Here is a 15,824-nt window from a genome sequence, read left to right on the forward strand (position 1 = left end):
CGTGGCATTCGGGCAAGTGGGTTCTCATACCATTCAGACAACCACATTCAAACGGCTCCCAGGCCTTGCCCCGCAACGCGCCACGTCCCGTTCCGGACACACATTCTGGCCGACCTCGAAAGTCCCCACCGCCACATTCAAACACCTCTCAGACCTTGCAGCACAAGGCATGAGAGGCGATTTCAGACACACATTCTGGCCAATAACCCGGATATGCGGTACTAGGCGTATCCAAGGATTCTATCGAAAAACTGCAACAGTTCCGCGAGCGCGATCATCTCACCTTCCCGTTGCTTTCTGATACGGATCTGCGCGTGCACAAGGCGTATGGCGCATATGGTGTGAAGAAGATCTTCGGGGTTCCTCATACCGGCGTGCTCCGTTCCACAGTGGTGATCTCAGAAGATGGCACTATTGAACTCGCCCGTTACAATGTGCGCGCCAAAGGACATGTGGAATCACTGATACGGGCACTCACAGCGTAAACCCACTGTCTGCAATGCCCCCACTCGCACTGAAATAATATGGATTGAGCCCAAGGATTGCGTTCGATAGACTTGCAATCCTTGGGCTCAGTGACAGTCATATGGCGTGAGTGTCAAGCGTCATAACAGCGTCGGCAAATGGGGAAGCATAGGTCCTGCGATATTCCCTCCCATAACGCTGAGCAAGAGTCCGAGGATCAAGAATGATTTGACCATTTTGCTATCCCATGGATTCTTACGTTGCAGAACGCGTATGCCATATGTTGCCCCAGAAACACAGAGCATCACGATTCCACACACCAGCAACGGTGTCCCAATAACCAATACTCCCCATTGTGACAGCAGATTCACATGTGCCATGGCAACGTCCTTCCAGTTATGCAGTCCCCTCCGAACAGCTTTTCGCTCTCCAGCATGCCGTAGATCTGCGGCTCTTGCACTCGTACCTAAGGATGAATGTGGCAAGCCCAATCGATTCACGAGCAAAGGAACCATCATCCCCTGGTATGATGCATCTGCCTTCAGTCATCCCCGATACCACTATTGCACACAGTCGTCATAACTATCGATGAATGTGTCGTGGCAATAACCATGAACCTCAAGAACGGGATCTTGACTGTGCTTGGGCTCAACACTCTTCTCACGCTGTCCCCAGCTCAACGCAGCCTCAACCACTCAATCGGGAGCAATCTGCCCCTATGCCTCGCTTATTGCACAAGATTGAGCAGTGAGTGCCCTGATACATAGTTGCGCACATTGTGCAACGCTATGTCGACTATGCGATTTCGGGTGGATGACAGATGATTGCCGCCGGCCACATGCGGCGTTATCAAGCAGCGTTCTTGCTTCCACAGAGGATGGTCATGAGGCAACGGTTCGGGGTCAGTGACATCGAGGCCAGCACCGCGAATTATGCCTTGTTCCAACGCCTCAACCAGAGCCTGCGAATCAATGGCATCTCCCCTGCCGGCATTGATTACCAAAGCCGATGATTTCATCAATGACAAACGTTTCGCGTTGATGATGTGATGCGTTTGCTTGGTGGAAGGAAGCACGAGGACCACAACGTCAGCATCAGGCAATGCATTGTCGAGTTGGTCATAGCCCGCAATGCTGTCAAATCCTTGCACTGGAAGATCAGCATGACGGCGGATGCCGAAGGTCGTCATGCCAATCGCCTTGCACAGGGCAGCGATATGCGAACCGATATCTCCAGCTCCGACTATCAAGGCTTTGGCACCCAAAGGAGAAAGCGCCGGGCCCGCGTCCCTCCACTGACCTTGCATACCTTGACGGGCGTACTGCGGAATATTTTTCATCATCGCCAGCATCATGGCAAAAACATGTTCGGAGACGCTTTGTCCGTATGCGCCCGATGCGCTGGTCAGCATAACTCCGCGGCCTAGCACACCTGGTTTCTGGTAGCGATCGACTCCTGCGCTCCATGTCTGCAGCCAGTCAAGATGCTTGCATTGAATGCATTCCTGCTCGGAGATATTGCCGATCACTGCAGTGACCTGACCACGCAGTTCTTCTGGAACACTCGCATGCCAAGACAAAGCCTGGGGTTCCAGTTCATCCCCGACGAATTCCTGCCGGACGCCCTTGGCGGCACGCACAAACGCAGTGCGTTCCGCCTGTGTCAGAGGCAGGCAGTTCACAACCAATTTACGCTCATTCTCACTGGCCATACAGCACACCCTACGATTCCCAGCGGATATTCTACCGATAACCGGACCTCGCGAGTGGGTCGAATGATCCCCTATTGGTTTGTGGAGACGATACGACCCATTCAAATTCTCGCCATTGCATATGCACAGCAATATCTATGTCCTGCACGGTTTGAACACAGTCCATCTTTGCGCTGTGCATTGCTCAATGACAATGGCGAATTGTTGATTACCGTGCGGAACGCTCCTGCCTGATACGGAATGCGAACGCGAGAAGCGTCCACGCGACTATGCAGATAAGCGACATGGTTGCAAAGGTCCACATTCCACCGATTGCCGTTGCATGGCTAAATGTCTCACTACCTGCCGCTCCGGATCCGGTTTGCGCCACAGCAATGATGGTGGAGAATATCGCAGTGCCTGCTGCGCCTCCGAACTGGAGTGACGTATTGAATACCGCATTGCCGTCAGGCGTGAATTCCGGGGCGATATGCTGCAAAGCGCTGGTCATTACATTGGAATAGCCCAAGGCATATCCCAATCCGAAAATGAAATAGAAACCGGCTAGCAGCACTGGGGTGAGATGCATGGACCATACAAGCAACAGCAATGGCCCCACGCTTGCGATGCCCAATGCAATAAGAATTGGCTTTTTCGCTCCGAAGCGATCATAGAGCATTCCTCCCACAGGAGCGAAGAAGGCTCCGATCAAAGCGCCTGGCAACACCAACGCACCTGCTACGAAAGCTGTGGTTCCCATTGACATCTGCGCCAAATTCGTGATCACATATCCAAAACCGATGCCGACCATGGGCAACATAGCATATGCGATGCCATGAAGCCTGGCCACAGGATCCTTGAGCCAACCCAAACGAATCAGTGGCGAGAATGATCGGCTCGAAGACCACACAAAGAAGAACAGAGAACCGACACCGATCACCAGGCTCATCACGGCAATGACCAATGAGGTCACATGAAGCGAGCCTGCAACCGCAGAGCTGATCGAAACACCAGCCTGGTTGACAAACAACACCAATCCGACCAGTGCCGCAATAATCGACACCACCTGCAAAGGATTCAGACGGGCTTCCTGGGTCGGATGCTTCTGCTCAATGCACAGCAGTCCCAGTGGAAGCGAAACCAGCAACACCACAGGAATGACGATGACGAAAATCGCACGCCATGGCAATACTGCTGAAATAGCTCCTCCCACAGTAGGGCCAATCGCAGGAGCCACGGTGATGACAAGCGAACCAACACCCATGAGACGCCCCACTTTGGACCTCGGAGACTGCTCAAGAATAATATTGATCATCAGAGGCGTGGCAACGCCAGAACCAATGCCCTGGATCACACGAGCCAACAAAATCACGACAAAGTCATGTCCGAAAATCATCAACACAGAACCTGTCACGGCAAGCGCAACCGCCGCCACGAAAAGAGCCTTCGCCGGAAAACGGCGATTCAGATATGAGGACAACGGCATGGTTGAGGCAACCACCAACAAATATATTGTCGTGATCCATTGCACGGTCGCCGTGTCCACGGAGAATTCCTTCATCAATTGAGGAAAGAGCACGGTCATCACCGTTTCGGTCAAAATACCGATAAAAGCCAATGATCCCAAGGAAATAATAGATCCGATGAGCTTCGGGGGTACGCGCTGATCGTCTTGCTCAACCGCAAGTGTGCTGTGATGTTCCGTGATATTTCGAGACATTCCTCTCCTTGATCTGAAAATAGCAAACCCCACTATTATAGTGGCCATCTCGACCGAAATGAATTCGCAGATTAGGTCCAAAAGCCGACCAAATTCGCATTAAGTAATAGTGGAAAGCCCCGGTCCTATGACTCCGATCCGGTAGCTCTATCTCTTAACCTAGTCGGCACCCCCACCAAATCCGAGAGGTATGATGTCTTCACTGCTGGCTCGGGCGATCTTCTGCATGGATTATTGCGCGAAGCTTCTCAAGACGTGAGGAGACTTCGTGCTCATAGCCTCGATCATTGGGATGATAATATTCCGTTCCCACAAGCTCGTCGGGCAGATACTGCTGCGTGGCCACCGCCCCTGGGAAATCATGAGCGTAACGATATCCCTGCTTATTGCCCCAGCTTTTCATCAAAGCAGTAGGTGCATTGCGTAAATGCAACGGCACCTCTCCAAAACGCCCTGCATCCACATCGGCAAGCGCCGCATCCATGGCAAGATAACTTGCATTGGACTTCGGAGCCGTCGCAACCGCAACAGTGGCTTCACTTAAAATGATTCGGGCCTCGGGCATACCAATCATGGCCACTGCCTGAGCCGCAGCCACCGTCACCTGCAAAATCTGCGGAGCTGCCATCCCCACTTCTTCCGCCGCAGCGATCATTAATCTCCGTGCAATAAACCGCGGATCCTCTCCTGCCCGAATCATTCTCGCCAGATAATGCAATGCCGCATCCACATCGGAACCGCGCAATGATTTGATAAAGGCCGAGATGACATCATAATGATCATCACCGTCCTTGTCGTAGCGCACAGTGGTGGTATCCATGACCTGAGAGACGACATCAAGGGTGATAATCGGTTTGCGAGCGCCTTTTTTTCGCGCCCTGTCGCCAGTAACCGCACCGGCTGCGGCTTCCAATATGGTCAGGGTCTTTCGCGCATCTCCTCCGGCGAGCCGAACAATTTGCTCGACTGCGTCGTCATCCGCCTTGACTTCGCCCTTCAATCCTCGTGCATCTTCCAAAGCCCTGCGGACCAGAACTTCCAAATCCTGTGGTTCCAGTGAATTGAGTTTCACCACAACGGATCGGCTCAGCAAAGGTTTGATTATGGAAAAACTAGGATTTTCCGTTGTGGCGCCTATGAAGGTGACATCCCGATTTTCCACGCTTGGCAACAAAGCATCCTGTTGCGATTTGGAGAATCTATGCACCTCATCGATAAACAGCACGGTTTCCTTGCCTTGCGCCACCAAACGCTCGTGAGCGCGTTCCAATACCGTGCGCACATCCTTTACACCAGATGTCACTGCTGAGATCTCTTCGAAGGCACGACCCGATTGTTTCGCCACAATATATGCGAGTGTGGTTTTCCCAACTCCTGGAGGGCCGAATAAAATCACCGAACTTGGAGCGGTCAACGACCCCTGAGACGCCGGATTGGCCAATCTTCGTAGCGGCGAGCCTTCACCGAGCACATGGGATTGCCCGAGCACATCTTCCACACTGGACGGCCGCATACGCACGGCCAAAGGGCGCGTCATATCATCTGGCGCATCGCTGGCGTCGAACAGATCCTGGCTCATGACTCCGAGTATACTCCTTCTTCGAACATGCGTTCGATTTTCCACAGTTGAAAGGCTGCCCAACACTGCCATCGTGCATTTGTTCCCGAGAACAGCCTCAAACTACCTCGCTCTTGGTTGCACAAACCCTTCCATTGAACTACCGCAAACGCACTCTTCTCGGCTTTTATCGAGGCAACGGCCTAACGTGGCATCTCATCGCTGACCTGATACTCCTTGAATACCACTTCACCTCGCTCTTGGGTCGCATCCAGATCCACCGTCGCCGCTATGGACCAGTCATGATCACCCTCGGCGTCATCGATGATCTGCCTGACCTTCCACACATGTTTGCTTCGCTCAAGTGAATCATCCAATATGAAGAACGAAGCACCCCGAGCTTTGGCATCGGTGTTCACATATTCGTGCGCATCATAGAAATCATCAAGTGCATCCTCCCACTCATGGACGCCATAGCCCCATTCCTTATCCAAAACGCCAAGTTCGTCACTGTCTTCGAGATCCATGAGCTGGATGCGTCGGAACAAGGCATTACGTACCAATACCGTCAAACCCCTACGGTCTTCCACAACGACATCGGCGGCGCCCGGTGCTGCAGCAGAAAGCGCGGCCCCTTCTCGATCTTCGTTCGTGGCCGCATTTTCCCATTCGTCAACAAGACTGGAATCGATAGAACGAACGACGACTCGCAACCACGAAATAATGTCACGCAAACGCTCGTCACGCTTATCGGCCGGCACGGTTCTGGCCAAAGCACGATAGGCATCCGACAAATAGCGCAACAAGGTGCCTTCAGAACGTGCAATGCCGTATCGCGCAATATAACCGGTGAAATCAGAAGCCGTTTCCACCATGTCGCGAACAACCGATTTTGGGCTCAGCCAATAGTCATTGGCCCATGGAACATCATGACGATACTGGGAAAATGCTGCCTCCAGCATCTCATCCAAGGGCTTGGGATATGTGATTTCCTGAATGCGTTCCATTCTTTCTTCATATTCCATCCCCTCCTCTTTCATTTCGGTCATGGCCGCGTCGCGGGCCTGACGTTCTTGGGCACGCAATACCTGGCGCGGATCCTCCAAAGTCGCTTCAACCATGGAGATCACGTCCAGGGCATATTGCTCCGATTCAGGGTCCAGCAACTCCAGTGCGGCAAGCAGGAACGGAGACAATGGCTGATCGAGTGCGAAGTCGTCAGGCATATCGATATCGAGATTGTAATCATCGCCGTCCTCATACCGTTCGACTTCGATTACTTTGGAATCGATCATGGTTTCGAATATTTCATCGGCACGTTCATGCAGACGCTGTTTCTGATCATCACTTTGAGCGCTGTCGTCAATGAGTCGATTGATACGGGCCCGGGCATCTCCACCCTGAGCGACTTCGTTCAACACCATGGCATGGCTCACGGTCATATGAGGAATCAAGGTTTCCGGAGGTGCGTCGATCAGGCGATTGAAGGTTTGCTCGCTCCATGTGACGAATCCCTCAGGAGCTTTTTTACGCTTGACCTTCTTCATCTTCTTTGGATCATTGCCGGCTTTGGCGAGTGCCTTGGCGTTTTCGATCTCATACTCCGGCGCCTCAGCGACCACCAATCCATCGGTATCGAAACCCATGCGTCCAGCTCGCCCCGCGATCTGGTGGAATTCCCTGGCACGAAGGCGACGCATTCTGGATCCGTCAAATTTGGTCAGTGCCGTGAGAATCACCGAATGGATGGGGACGTTAATGCCGACTCCCAAGGTATCCGTGCCGCAGATAACAGGCAACAGGCCTTGCTGCGCCAACTGTTCGACCAAGCGACGGTATCTCGGCAACATGCCTGCGTGATGGATGCCAATGCCCGTGCGAAGCAAACGCTGCAGTATCTTGCCAAAAGCCGTGGTGAACCGCGTCCCCTGGATCGCCTCAGCGATTGCATCGCGCTGGTCTTTGCTTGATATTCCCGCACTCGACAATGCCTGAGCAGTTTCCAAGGCTGCATCCTGCGAGAAATGCACAATGTATATTGGCGTATCCTTGCGCCCTGCCAGCAATTCAACCGTCGTTGCCAGAGGTTTGTCAGTGTATTCATATGACAGTGGAACAGGACGCGGCGCATCGGCAATGATATCGACATCCGCGCCGCTCATTTCCTCGAGCTTGTCTGCTATGGCATCGACATTACCCAAAGTCGCACTCATCAAAAGGAATTGGGTATCCGGCAGAGTGAGCAGGGGCACCTGCCAGGCCCAGCCTCGTTCCGGATCTCCGTAGTAGTGGAATTCGTCCATGGCAACGCATCCCACATCCGCATGCCGTCCTTCTCGCAATGCCTGATTGGCCAGAATCTCGGCTGTGCAACAAATAATCGGAGCTTGGGCATTGATATGGGTGTCGCCTGTGATCATCCCGACATTCTCTCGGCCGAACACTTCGACCAAATCAAAGAATTTTTCAGACACCAATGCCTTGATAGGAGCGGTGTAATACGAACGTCTCCCAGTGCACATCGCCGCAAAATGCATGCCCAACGCAACAAGCGATTTTCCCGATCCGGTCGGAGTATTCAAAATGACGTGGTCACCGGCAAGCAGATCCATAACCGCTTCTTCCTGGTGAGGCCACGGCTCAATGCCTTTGACATCCTCGACCCAGCCGATGAAGAGTTCATAGATATCATCTGCCGTGAGATTTCGCTCATCCGGCACCAAAGCTCCCAAACTTGCAGTCTTCGTTCCCTGTGTCATGATTGCGAGTCTACTACCGCGGCGGTATGCCCATAGGTCTATGCCCCGCATCGCCCGCTCTGAGAGAGGATCCAGTGCGTGAACCTTGTGATGCTCATGGGACCGCAGACTCAAACCACTCGATAGAACCAACACCCACTCCATACACACGACGCCTACTCGACACATACGGTACTTATCTCCCCTTCCCCCAATCGCTCACTCCTTTCGTTCCTATGATCCGAGTTATATTCCAACCGAAGACACCACGTTCTGTCTTGTCTGCCTCGGTTACCGCACAGTATGTTCTGTTCGCAGATACGAATACCCCCCGAAACCAAAGTCTTCAGGCTTGGTTGCAGGGGGTATATTCAATGCATCGGAACGGATACTGTGCCAATCTGCCGGAATCGGCATTATTGACCCTCGCCTAGCAGATCAGCGCTATTGATTGTGCGTTGATCCGCTATCGCCGTTGCGAGGCTTATCCTTGCCATTGTCCTTGAAGAAAGGCCATGCTTCCTTTTCTTTTTGGAAGTCACGCTGGCTTTCCGGATGCGTCTCGTCATAACCTTGCATGTATCTGGTACGACGCCATTCACGAATCGATGCATTAGAACCACGGTGATGAACGTGATATCTGCGAGGCGCACCACCATATGGGCGTTGCTTCATCTCGCGCGCCACCGCAATCTGATTCACATTCGAAGGATCCATAATGGCAATCGGAGCCACCGTCTCATGCTCAACTGCCGCAGCGGTGCGTTGCTGCATTCGCTTTGGTAGCCATTCAGCCAAACGGGACAGCAACCAGCAGAACACAAAATACACAACCGCAGCAACTGCCAAAGTCTGCAAGATATTGAAATACATTGAACCCAATCGGCGAGATTCCTGCAGCAAATCGGTATACATGATGATGGATCCCAGAGCAGTATCCTTCAAAACCACCACCAACTGGGTTACAGCTGCCGGCAGCATGGCAAACACCGCCTGAGGAACCTCGATTTCCATCAATGATTGCGTATGCGTCAATCCCAATGCCAACGAAGCTTCACGCTGGCCATTGGGCAGATTACCCACACCGGAACGCACCAATTCTGCCACGACAGAGCCGTTGTACAGCACTAGCGACACCACGACGGCCCAATACGCTTCACCTTCCACACCGAGGAATGCGAAGAAACGCCAGAAGAAGATCATGAACATCAGTACGGGCACTGCACGGCAGAATTCCACGATTACTCCGGCTATGCTGCGGATCACCACATTCGGCAGCAGACGTCCGATACCGAAAGCCAAACCGAATACCACCGAACCGATAACCGCAAGAATCGTGGCTCGCAAGGTCATCCAAAGGCCCGGAAGATAGAAATCACTCCAAGCCTCGCCGTCAAGAGCCGGTTTCCACAGCTCCCAGCTCAGCTGGTTTTCTCCATCCGGTGGGTTGTACAGCCTCAGCAGCACGAGCACAAGCGCTATGGCAAATACAATCGCCGCGCTCCAGTTGACAATACGAATTATCCTGCGGCTCTTTGGACCTGGCTGGTCAAAGAGCACTGCGCTTTCTCCAGGAGCATTAGCCATGCCACATCACCTCCGAACCGCAAGTCTGTTGGACAGATAGGTTGTCAGCATGCCGATGGGAATTATGAGGATCACATATCCGAATGCGAATATGAGGAAGATAGGAACAATCAGATCGGCGTGGTATTCGATCATCTCACTCATCAAAGAAGATGTTTCGGTCGCCACCGATGCCGCAGCCGCAACCGTCGAATTCTTCAGCAATGCAATGAAAGTGTTGCCCAGAGGAGCGACGGAGCCTCGAACCGCCTGGGGCAGAATGATCTGCGTTGCAGCCTGCCAGAAGTTCAAGCCCAAAGCACGTGCGGCCTCGGCCTGCCCCAATGGCACGGTGTTGATGCCCGAACGCAGGGATTCACACACGAATGCTGCCGTATACAGCGACAGGCCTGTCACCGCCAGCCAGAAGAAATTCGTGGCGAAGGTATCGGAAAAGCTGAGTTTCAATTGGGCATATGCTCCCAAGACCATAAACACCATGATTATGGTCAGCGGCATATTCTTGAAGAACTCAACATAGATGCCAGCGACCTTATGCAATGAGGTGATCGGCGAAATGCGCATCATCACCAGAATCACGCCCAGCACAGTGGAGAACAACGCCGACCATAATGTCAGTTCGATATTGACCAGGAATGCGGCAGGGATATTGTAATCGCTGAATAATTGCACGAAGCCGTCCATATCACTCCTCCCCCTCATCAGGCGTCGGTGGATTGTATTTGGCATTCGGCGTATATGCCGTTCCTTGGGTGTTGTCGCTGATGGCACGCTGCCAGGAACCGTCTTGGATCATATCGGTTATGGCATTGTTGATCTTGATGGCCAACTCGGTATTGCCCTTTTTGATGCCCACGCCATAATCCTCGACCGTGAACGGCTTGCCGACGACACGCAGCTTGCCGCGAGATGCGGCAGCCAGACCCGCGAGGATAATGTCATCAGTCGTGACCGCGTCCACAATCCCCGAGAACAGAGCCGTTGCGCATTCAGCATATCCAGGCTGCTCCATCAACTGCACCTCGGAGGAGTACTTCTGCTTGATCACCACGGCTGAGGTTGAACCGGTTACCGAGCACAGCCGCTTGCCGTTCAAATCCTCAGGGCCGTTTATGGAATCCTCGTCTTTGCGCACCAGAAGATCCTGACCTGCCACGAAATACGGCCCTGCGAAGGATACCGCCTTCTTGCGAGAATCCGTAATGGAATAGGTGGCCAAAATCATATCCACATCGCCGTTTTGCAACATGGTTTCACGTTGTTTGGAAGGGGCTTCCTTCCAAATGATCTCATCTTCGCTGTAGCCGAGTTTCTTGGCGATATATTTGGCAACGTCAACATCGAAGCCGACATAGGTTCCGGATTTCTTGAATCCAAGGCCCGGCTGATCGAATTTGATGCCAATACGAATCTTGCCCTCTTCTGAAGAGCCGCAAGCCGCCAAAGAAAATACGCAGGCCACGGCACAAATCATCGCCAGAATGCGGTATCGCAAACGACGAACGTTTGATGTCAATGCATGCATAAGATATGTCTCTTTCTTCCCCGTTCCCGTCAGTGTGTCAAGATCTTCGAGAGGAAGTCCTTGGCTCGTTCGGTCTTGGGATTTTCAAAGAATTCATCAGGCGTGGACTGCTCGAGAATCCTTCCATCCGCCATGAATACGATGCGGTCTGCAGCCTTGCGCGCAAAGCCCATCTCGTGGGTGACGCAGATCATGGTCATCCCTTCCTTGGCGAGCTCCACCATGACGTCAAGCACTTCGTTCACCATTTCAGGATCCAAAGCTGATGTCGGCTCGTCGAAGAGCATGACCTTGGGTTGCATCGCCAGAGCTCGGGCGATGGCGACTCGTTGTTGCTGACCGCCGGAAAGCTGTGAAGGCATCTTATTCGCCTGAGTGTCGACACCCACTCGCGACAGCAGATCCATTGCCTGGCGTTCTGCTGTCTTTTGATCCACATGGCGTACCTTCATAGGAGCCAAGGTCACATTCTCAAGAATCGTCTTATTGGCGAAAAGGTTGAAGGATTGGAACACCATGCCGACCTCGGCGCGAAGAGCGGCCAATTCCTTGCCCTCTTGGGGCAAAGTCTTGCCGTCGATGCGGATATCGCCGGAATCAATGGTCTCCAAACGGTTGATAGTGCGGCACATGGTTGACTTGCCCGAACCTGAAGGTCCGACGACAACCAGCACCTCCCCCTTGTTCACCCGCAGATTGATGTCTTTCAGCACGTGCAATGCCCCATAGTGCTTTTCAACATGCGTCAATTCAACAAGCGGATGGCTGTCGGATGCGGCACCGGTCGCAGCTTGCGCCTGCGGCCGCCCTTGTGTGAATGTTTCGTTCTGTTCTGACATAAAAAACAGTATAATCACAGCTTGTTACGACGAAAATGTCAGAAGTTCGCGGTATTCCGATTTTTCTGATGTGCAGCTATACACGAAGGATGCTTCGATACCGTTCTTTTCCAGTTATTACTAGGGAAATATACGGCGTGAAATTTCATATAAAATGTTCGATTTTTATTCCAAATATTGAACATAATATATTTGAATATTGGACATTAAGAGCATAAAGCGCGTATCCATATGGCATTGTGAGCATCGTGCATAATGCATGTATGCAGTATCTCGTGTCTCGGTACTGCAAATCAAACGCTCCTCCCGCGGCAAGACTCACAAATACGGCTTACGAAATGAAGAAGCGGCTTGATTATGACTGCTTCACATGAAGAGCCACAACCAAACCGCATAAGAATGTGATCTTAGCGATCAGTCCTCATCTTCTTCAGGATCATAATCCACACCGGTTTCAGCGCGCTGCTCATCGGAAATCGGAGCAGGTGCACCGGTCAGAGGATCGCGACCACCGCCGGCCTTCGGGAAGGCAATGACATCGCGAATGGAGTCTGCGCCGGCCATAATGGCAACGGTGCGGTCCCAACCCAAAGCGATACCAGCATGAGGCGGGGCACCGAATTTGAAGGCATCCAGAAGGAATCCGAACTTTTCAGCAGCTTCGTCTTTGTCGATACCAAGCACATCAAGCACGCGATCCTGGATGTCATCGCGGTGGATACGCACAGAACCACCGCCCATTTCCTGGCCATTGCACACGATGTCATACGAATCGCTCATAGCATGCTCAGGATCCTTGTCGAAGGTGTCAATCCAGTCAGCGGATGGCATGGTGAATGGGTGGTGCATAGAAGTCCACTTGGAGTGTCCTACTGCCACATCATCGTCATCCGGATCATCGGTGCGCTTGAATAACGGGAAGTCCACAACCCAAGTGAATGCGAACTCATCGGGATGCAGCAGACCAGCACGATCAGCCAACTCGACACGCACTGCGCCGAGCAGCAACTGGGAAGCCTCGCGCGCACCCGCTGCGAAGAATACGGCATCTCCGTCTTCGGCACCAACCGCTTCTTTCAAGCCAGCGCGCTCTTCTTCGGAGAGGTTCTTGGCAACAGGTCCCTTCAATTCGCCATCTTCTGCAAAGACGACATAGGCAAGGCCCTTTGCACCACGCTGCTTGGCCCAATCCTGCCATGCATCGAACTGGCGACGAGGCGTCGCCGCACCGCCCTTGAAAATCACAGCACCGACATATGGCGCCTGGAACACTCGGAATGGAGTGTTCTTGAAGTAGTCGGTCAACTCAACCAGAGGATTGCCGAAACGCAGATCCGGCTTATCCGAGCCGTACTTATCCATGGCATCCTGCCATGTGATACGAGGAAGCGGCAGGCTGATCTCATGTCCAGCGCTCTTCCAGATGGCGGCAATAACACGCTCTGCCATAGCCATGACGTCTTCCTGATCCACATAGCTCATCTCGATATCAAGCTGAGTGAATTCTGGTTGGCGATCGGCGCGGAAATCCTCGTCACGATAGCAGCGAGCCAACTGGTAATAGCGTTCGACGCCGGAAACCATCAACAACTGCTTGAGCAACTGCGGGGACTGAGGCAGGGCGTACCACGAACCGGGAACCAGACGCGCAGGTACCACGAAGTCACGTGCACCTTCAGGAGTGGACTTGATGAAGGTCGGGGTCTCCACCTCGGTGAAATCCATATCCTCAAGTGCATGGCGGGCAGCCTTGGCCATATCCGAACGCAATTTGATATTGCGCTGCATGGATGGACGGCGCAAATCCAGATAACGATACTTCAGACGAACCTCTTCGCCGGGAAGCTTGTTCTCCGACTCGTTCTCCAAAGCCGTGGACACCTGGAAAGGCAAGGCGTCGGACTTGGCGAGCACATTGATGCTGTGGGCAACCACTTCGATCTTACCGGTGGCAAGATGCTCATTGGCATTGCCTTCAGGGCGCAGGCGCACTTCGCCTTCCACCTGAATCACATATTCACTACGAAGAGGGCGTGCCATTTCTTCGTCGTTGATCACTACCTGCACCAAGCCGGTATGATCACGCAAATCAATGAAGGCCACACCGCCGTGGTCGCGTCGTCTGTCCACCCAACCGGCCAGCGTCACCCGCTGTCCGACCAACGCCTCGGAGACCTCCGTTGCATGATGTGTTCTATAAGCCGTCTGGCTCATACTTCCTCTATTCCTTGTTATTGGTCAAAGCCGTTCTCATCATCGTGTGTCGCGCCGGAAGCGCACTGCTACTCAGGCTTCGAAATTGACGGACTGCCGAGCGTACAGCGTATCCGGTTCCCACGACTTGACATCTGCAGCATTCTGGTCGCCGGTGATGATGTTCTTCACCTCATCCGAAGCGCTATTGTCATCCCCTTCAACCGACTGCGCGGGGAACCAGACATATGGAATACCAAGCTTATCTGCGTACTTGATCTGCTTGCCCAGCTTGGCCGCCGTGGGTGCCACGTCAGCGGCGATGCCGCGAGCGCGCAATGCATTGGCTATTGCATTCGAATCTGCACGATCTTCTTCGTCCCAGACCGCTACCAACACTGCAGCAGGCGAAACCCGAGATGCATGAGCACCCGCGGAATGCAGCATATACGACACCAAACGCGACAGGCCTATGGACAGGCCGACTCCTGGATAGCGCTTATTTCCCTGAGAGGCCAAGTTATCGTAGCGTCCACCAGAGCATATAGAACCGAGCGAAGCCGCCCCTTCAAGGAAGGTCTCGTACACCGAGCCGGTGTAATAATCCAATCCGCGGGCAATCTTCAAATCGGCAATGACCGAACCTGGGCGAATCTTGGCTGCCTCATCCACGATCATGGAAAGCGTTGCCAATCCTTGGCGGGCCAATTCATAAGCCTCAGGATTGTTGTCTACGCCGTATTGCTTGCTCAATGCCTCGAATTTCTCAGCCAATTCGCTGCCATCGTGCGCAGTCAACGACGCAAGAGCCAAGCATGCCTGTGCCTGTTCTTGGTTTGCCCCGCATTGTTCGACAAGCAGTTTGGCCACCTCGTCGGCGCCGATCTTGTCCAACTTATCGATTTCGCGAAGCACGCCCTCGATGTCATCCAAACCAAGTCCGCGATAGAAACCTTCTGAAAGCTTGCGGTTATTGGCATGGACGGTCGCCTTTGGCAAACCATAGTGACGAAGCTCTTCCAAAGCCGAAACCATCACCAGAGGGAGTTCGACTTCATAGTGTTCCGGCAGCTCGCCGTTTCCCACGACATCGATGTCTGCCTGGACGAATTCGCGGAAACGTCCTTCCTGAGGGCGTTCGCCTCTCCACACCTTCTGCATCTGCCAACGTTTGAACGGAAATGCCAGATCCCCTGAATGCTCGACCACATATCTGCTCAGAGGGACTGTCAAATCAAAATGCAAGCCCAGTCGATCCTCTATTGGAGTGTCGGATTCATGACCGACTTCCTGCAGTCGCGAGAGCAGATAAATCTCTTTGCTGGTCTCGCCTTTTTTCAACAAACTCGAGCCTTGCTCCACTGCGCGTGTCTCGATGCCGATAAATCCGTTGAGCTCGAAAACCCTACGGAGCGTATCGATAACATGCTGCTCCACCACGCGTTCAGATGGAAGCCATTCCGGAAATCCTGATATTGATGCACCTTTTGCCACGATTACCTATAATAA

11 protein-coding genes and 1 pseudogene are annotated in these 15,824 nt (G+C 53.0%); 1 reads left to right on the plus strand and 11 read right to left on the minus strand.

The genetic code is table 11. The features are described from left to right. Nucleotides 1-218: 218 nt before the first annotated feature. Nucleotides 219-485: pseudogene (locus tag BITS_RS04055) on the plus strand (peroxiredoxin); the annotation flags it as partial. A 120-nt stretch (nucleotides 486-605) separates the two neighbouring features. On the opposite strand, the gene BITS_RS04060 reads toward BITS_RS04055, so the two are convergent. From BITS_RS04060 to hisS, 11 genes are all read right to left on the minus strand, one after another. After that, complete coding sequence (locus BITS_RS04060; RefSeq protein WP_026642637.1) at nucleotides 606-845, minus strand: hypothetical protein; 240 nt, start codon at nucleotides 843-845, stop codon at nucleotides 606-608. Between the two features lie 347 nt (nucleotides 846-1,192). Then, nucleotides 1,193-2,176 carry a D-2-hydroxyacid dehydrogenase gene (locus BITS_RS04065; RefSeq protein WP_026642635.1) on the minus strand — a complete coding sequence of 328 codons (984 nt, stop codon included), beginning with the start codon at nucleotides 2,174-2,176 and terminating at the stop codon, nucleotides 1,193-1,195. A gap of 208 nt (nucleotides 2,177-2,384) precedes the next feature. Continuing rightward, nucleotides 2,385-3,875 carry an MFS transporter gene (locus tag BITS_RS04070; protein WP_044259464.1) on the minus strand — a complete coding sequence of 497 codons (1,491 nt, stop codon included), beginning with the start codon at nucleotides 3,873-3,875 and terminating at the stop codon, nucleotides 2,385-2,387. Nucleotides 3,876-4,074: 199 nt separating this feature from the next. Then, entirely contained in the window at nucleotides 4,075-5,454 is a 1,380-nt protein-coding gene (locus BITS_RS04075; RefSeq protein ID WP_026642633.1) for a replication-associated recombination protein A, read from the minus strand. 182 nt (nucleotides 5,455-5,636) lie between these two features. Then, nucleotides 5,637-8,192 (minus strand): DEAD/DEAH box helicase, encoded by a 2,556-nt coding sequence (locus tag BITS_RS04080; protein ID WP_026642632.1) that lies wholly within the window; start codon nucleotides 8,190-8,192, stop codon nucleotides 5,637-5,639. A gap of 423 nt (nucleotides 8,193-8,615) precedes the next feature. Further along, the gene (locus tag BITS_RS04085) at nucleotides 8,616-9,758 is read right to left on the minus strand and encodes an amino acid ABC transporter permease (RefSeq protein WP_081693586.1); all 1,143 of its coding nucleotides are present in this window, start codon (nucleotides 9,756-9,758) and stop codon (nucleotides 8,616-8,618) included. Nucleotides 9,759-9,764: 6 nt separating this feature from the next. After that, complete coding sequence (locus BITS_RS04090) at nucleotides 9,765-10,442, minus strand: amino acid ABC transporter permease (RefSeq protein WP_026642631.1); 678 nt, start codon at nucleotides 10,440-10,442, stop codon at nucleotides 9,765-9,767. Nucleotide 10,443: 1 nt separating this feature from the next. Further along, nucleotides 10,444-11,232, minus strand: a complete 789-nt coding sequence (locus BITS_RS04095; protein ID WP_238556546.1) for a glutamate ABC transporter substrate-binding protein — start codon at nucleotides 11,230-11,232, stop codon at nucleotides 10,444-10,446. Nucleotides 11,233-11,312: 80 nt separating this feature from the next. Further along, nucleotides 11,313-12,122 carry an amino acid ABC transporter ATP-binding protein gene (locus BITS_RS04100; protein ID WP_026642629.1) on the minus strand — a complete coding sequence of 270 codons (810 nt, stop codon included), beginning with the start codon at nucleotides 12,120-12,122 and terminating at the stop codon, nucleotides 11,313-11,315. Nucleotides 12,123-12,536: 414 nt separating this feature from the next. Further along, nucleotides 12,537-14,336, minus strand: coding sequence for an aspartate--tRNA ligase (gene aspS, locus BITS_RS04105; protein WP_026642628.1), 1,800 nt, complete (start codon nucleotides 14,334-14,336; stop codon nucleotides 12,537-12,539). A 72-nt stretch (nucleotides 14,337-14,408) separates the two neighbouring features. After that, nucleotides 14,409-15,809: a histidine--tRNA ligase gene (gene hisS / locus BITS_RS04110; RefSeq protein WP_026642627.1), complete on the minus strand. Its 1,401-nt coding sequence runs from the start codon at nucleotides 15,807-15,809 to the stop codon at nucleotides 14,409-14,411. Nucleotides 15,810-15,824 lie beyond the last annotated feature (15 nt).

This window comes from Bifidobacterium tsurumiense (assembly GCF_000741765.1).
GTDB classification, from domain to species: domain Bacteria; phylum Actinomycetota; class Actinomycetes; order Actinomycetales; family Bifidobacteriaceae; genus Bifidobacterium; species Bifidobacterium tsurumiense.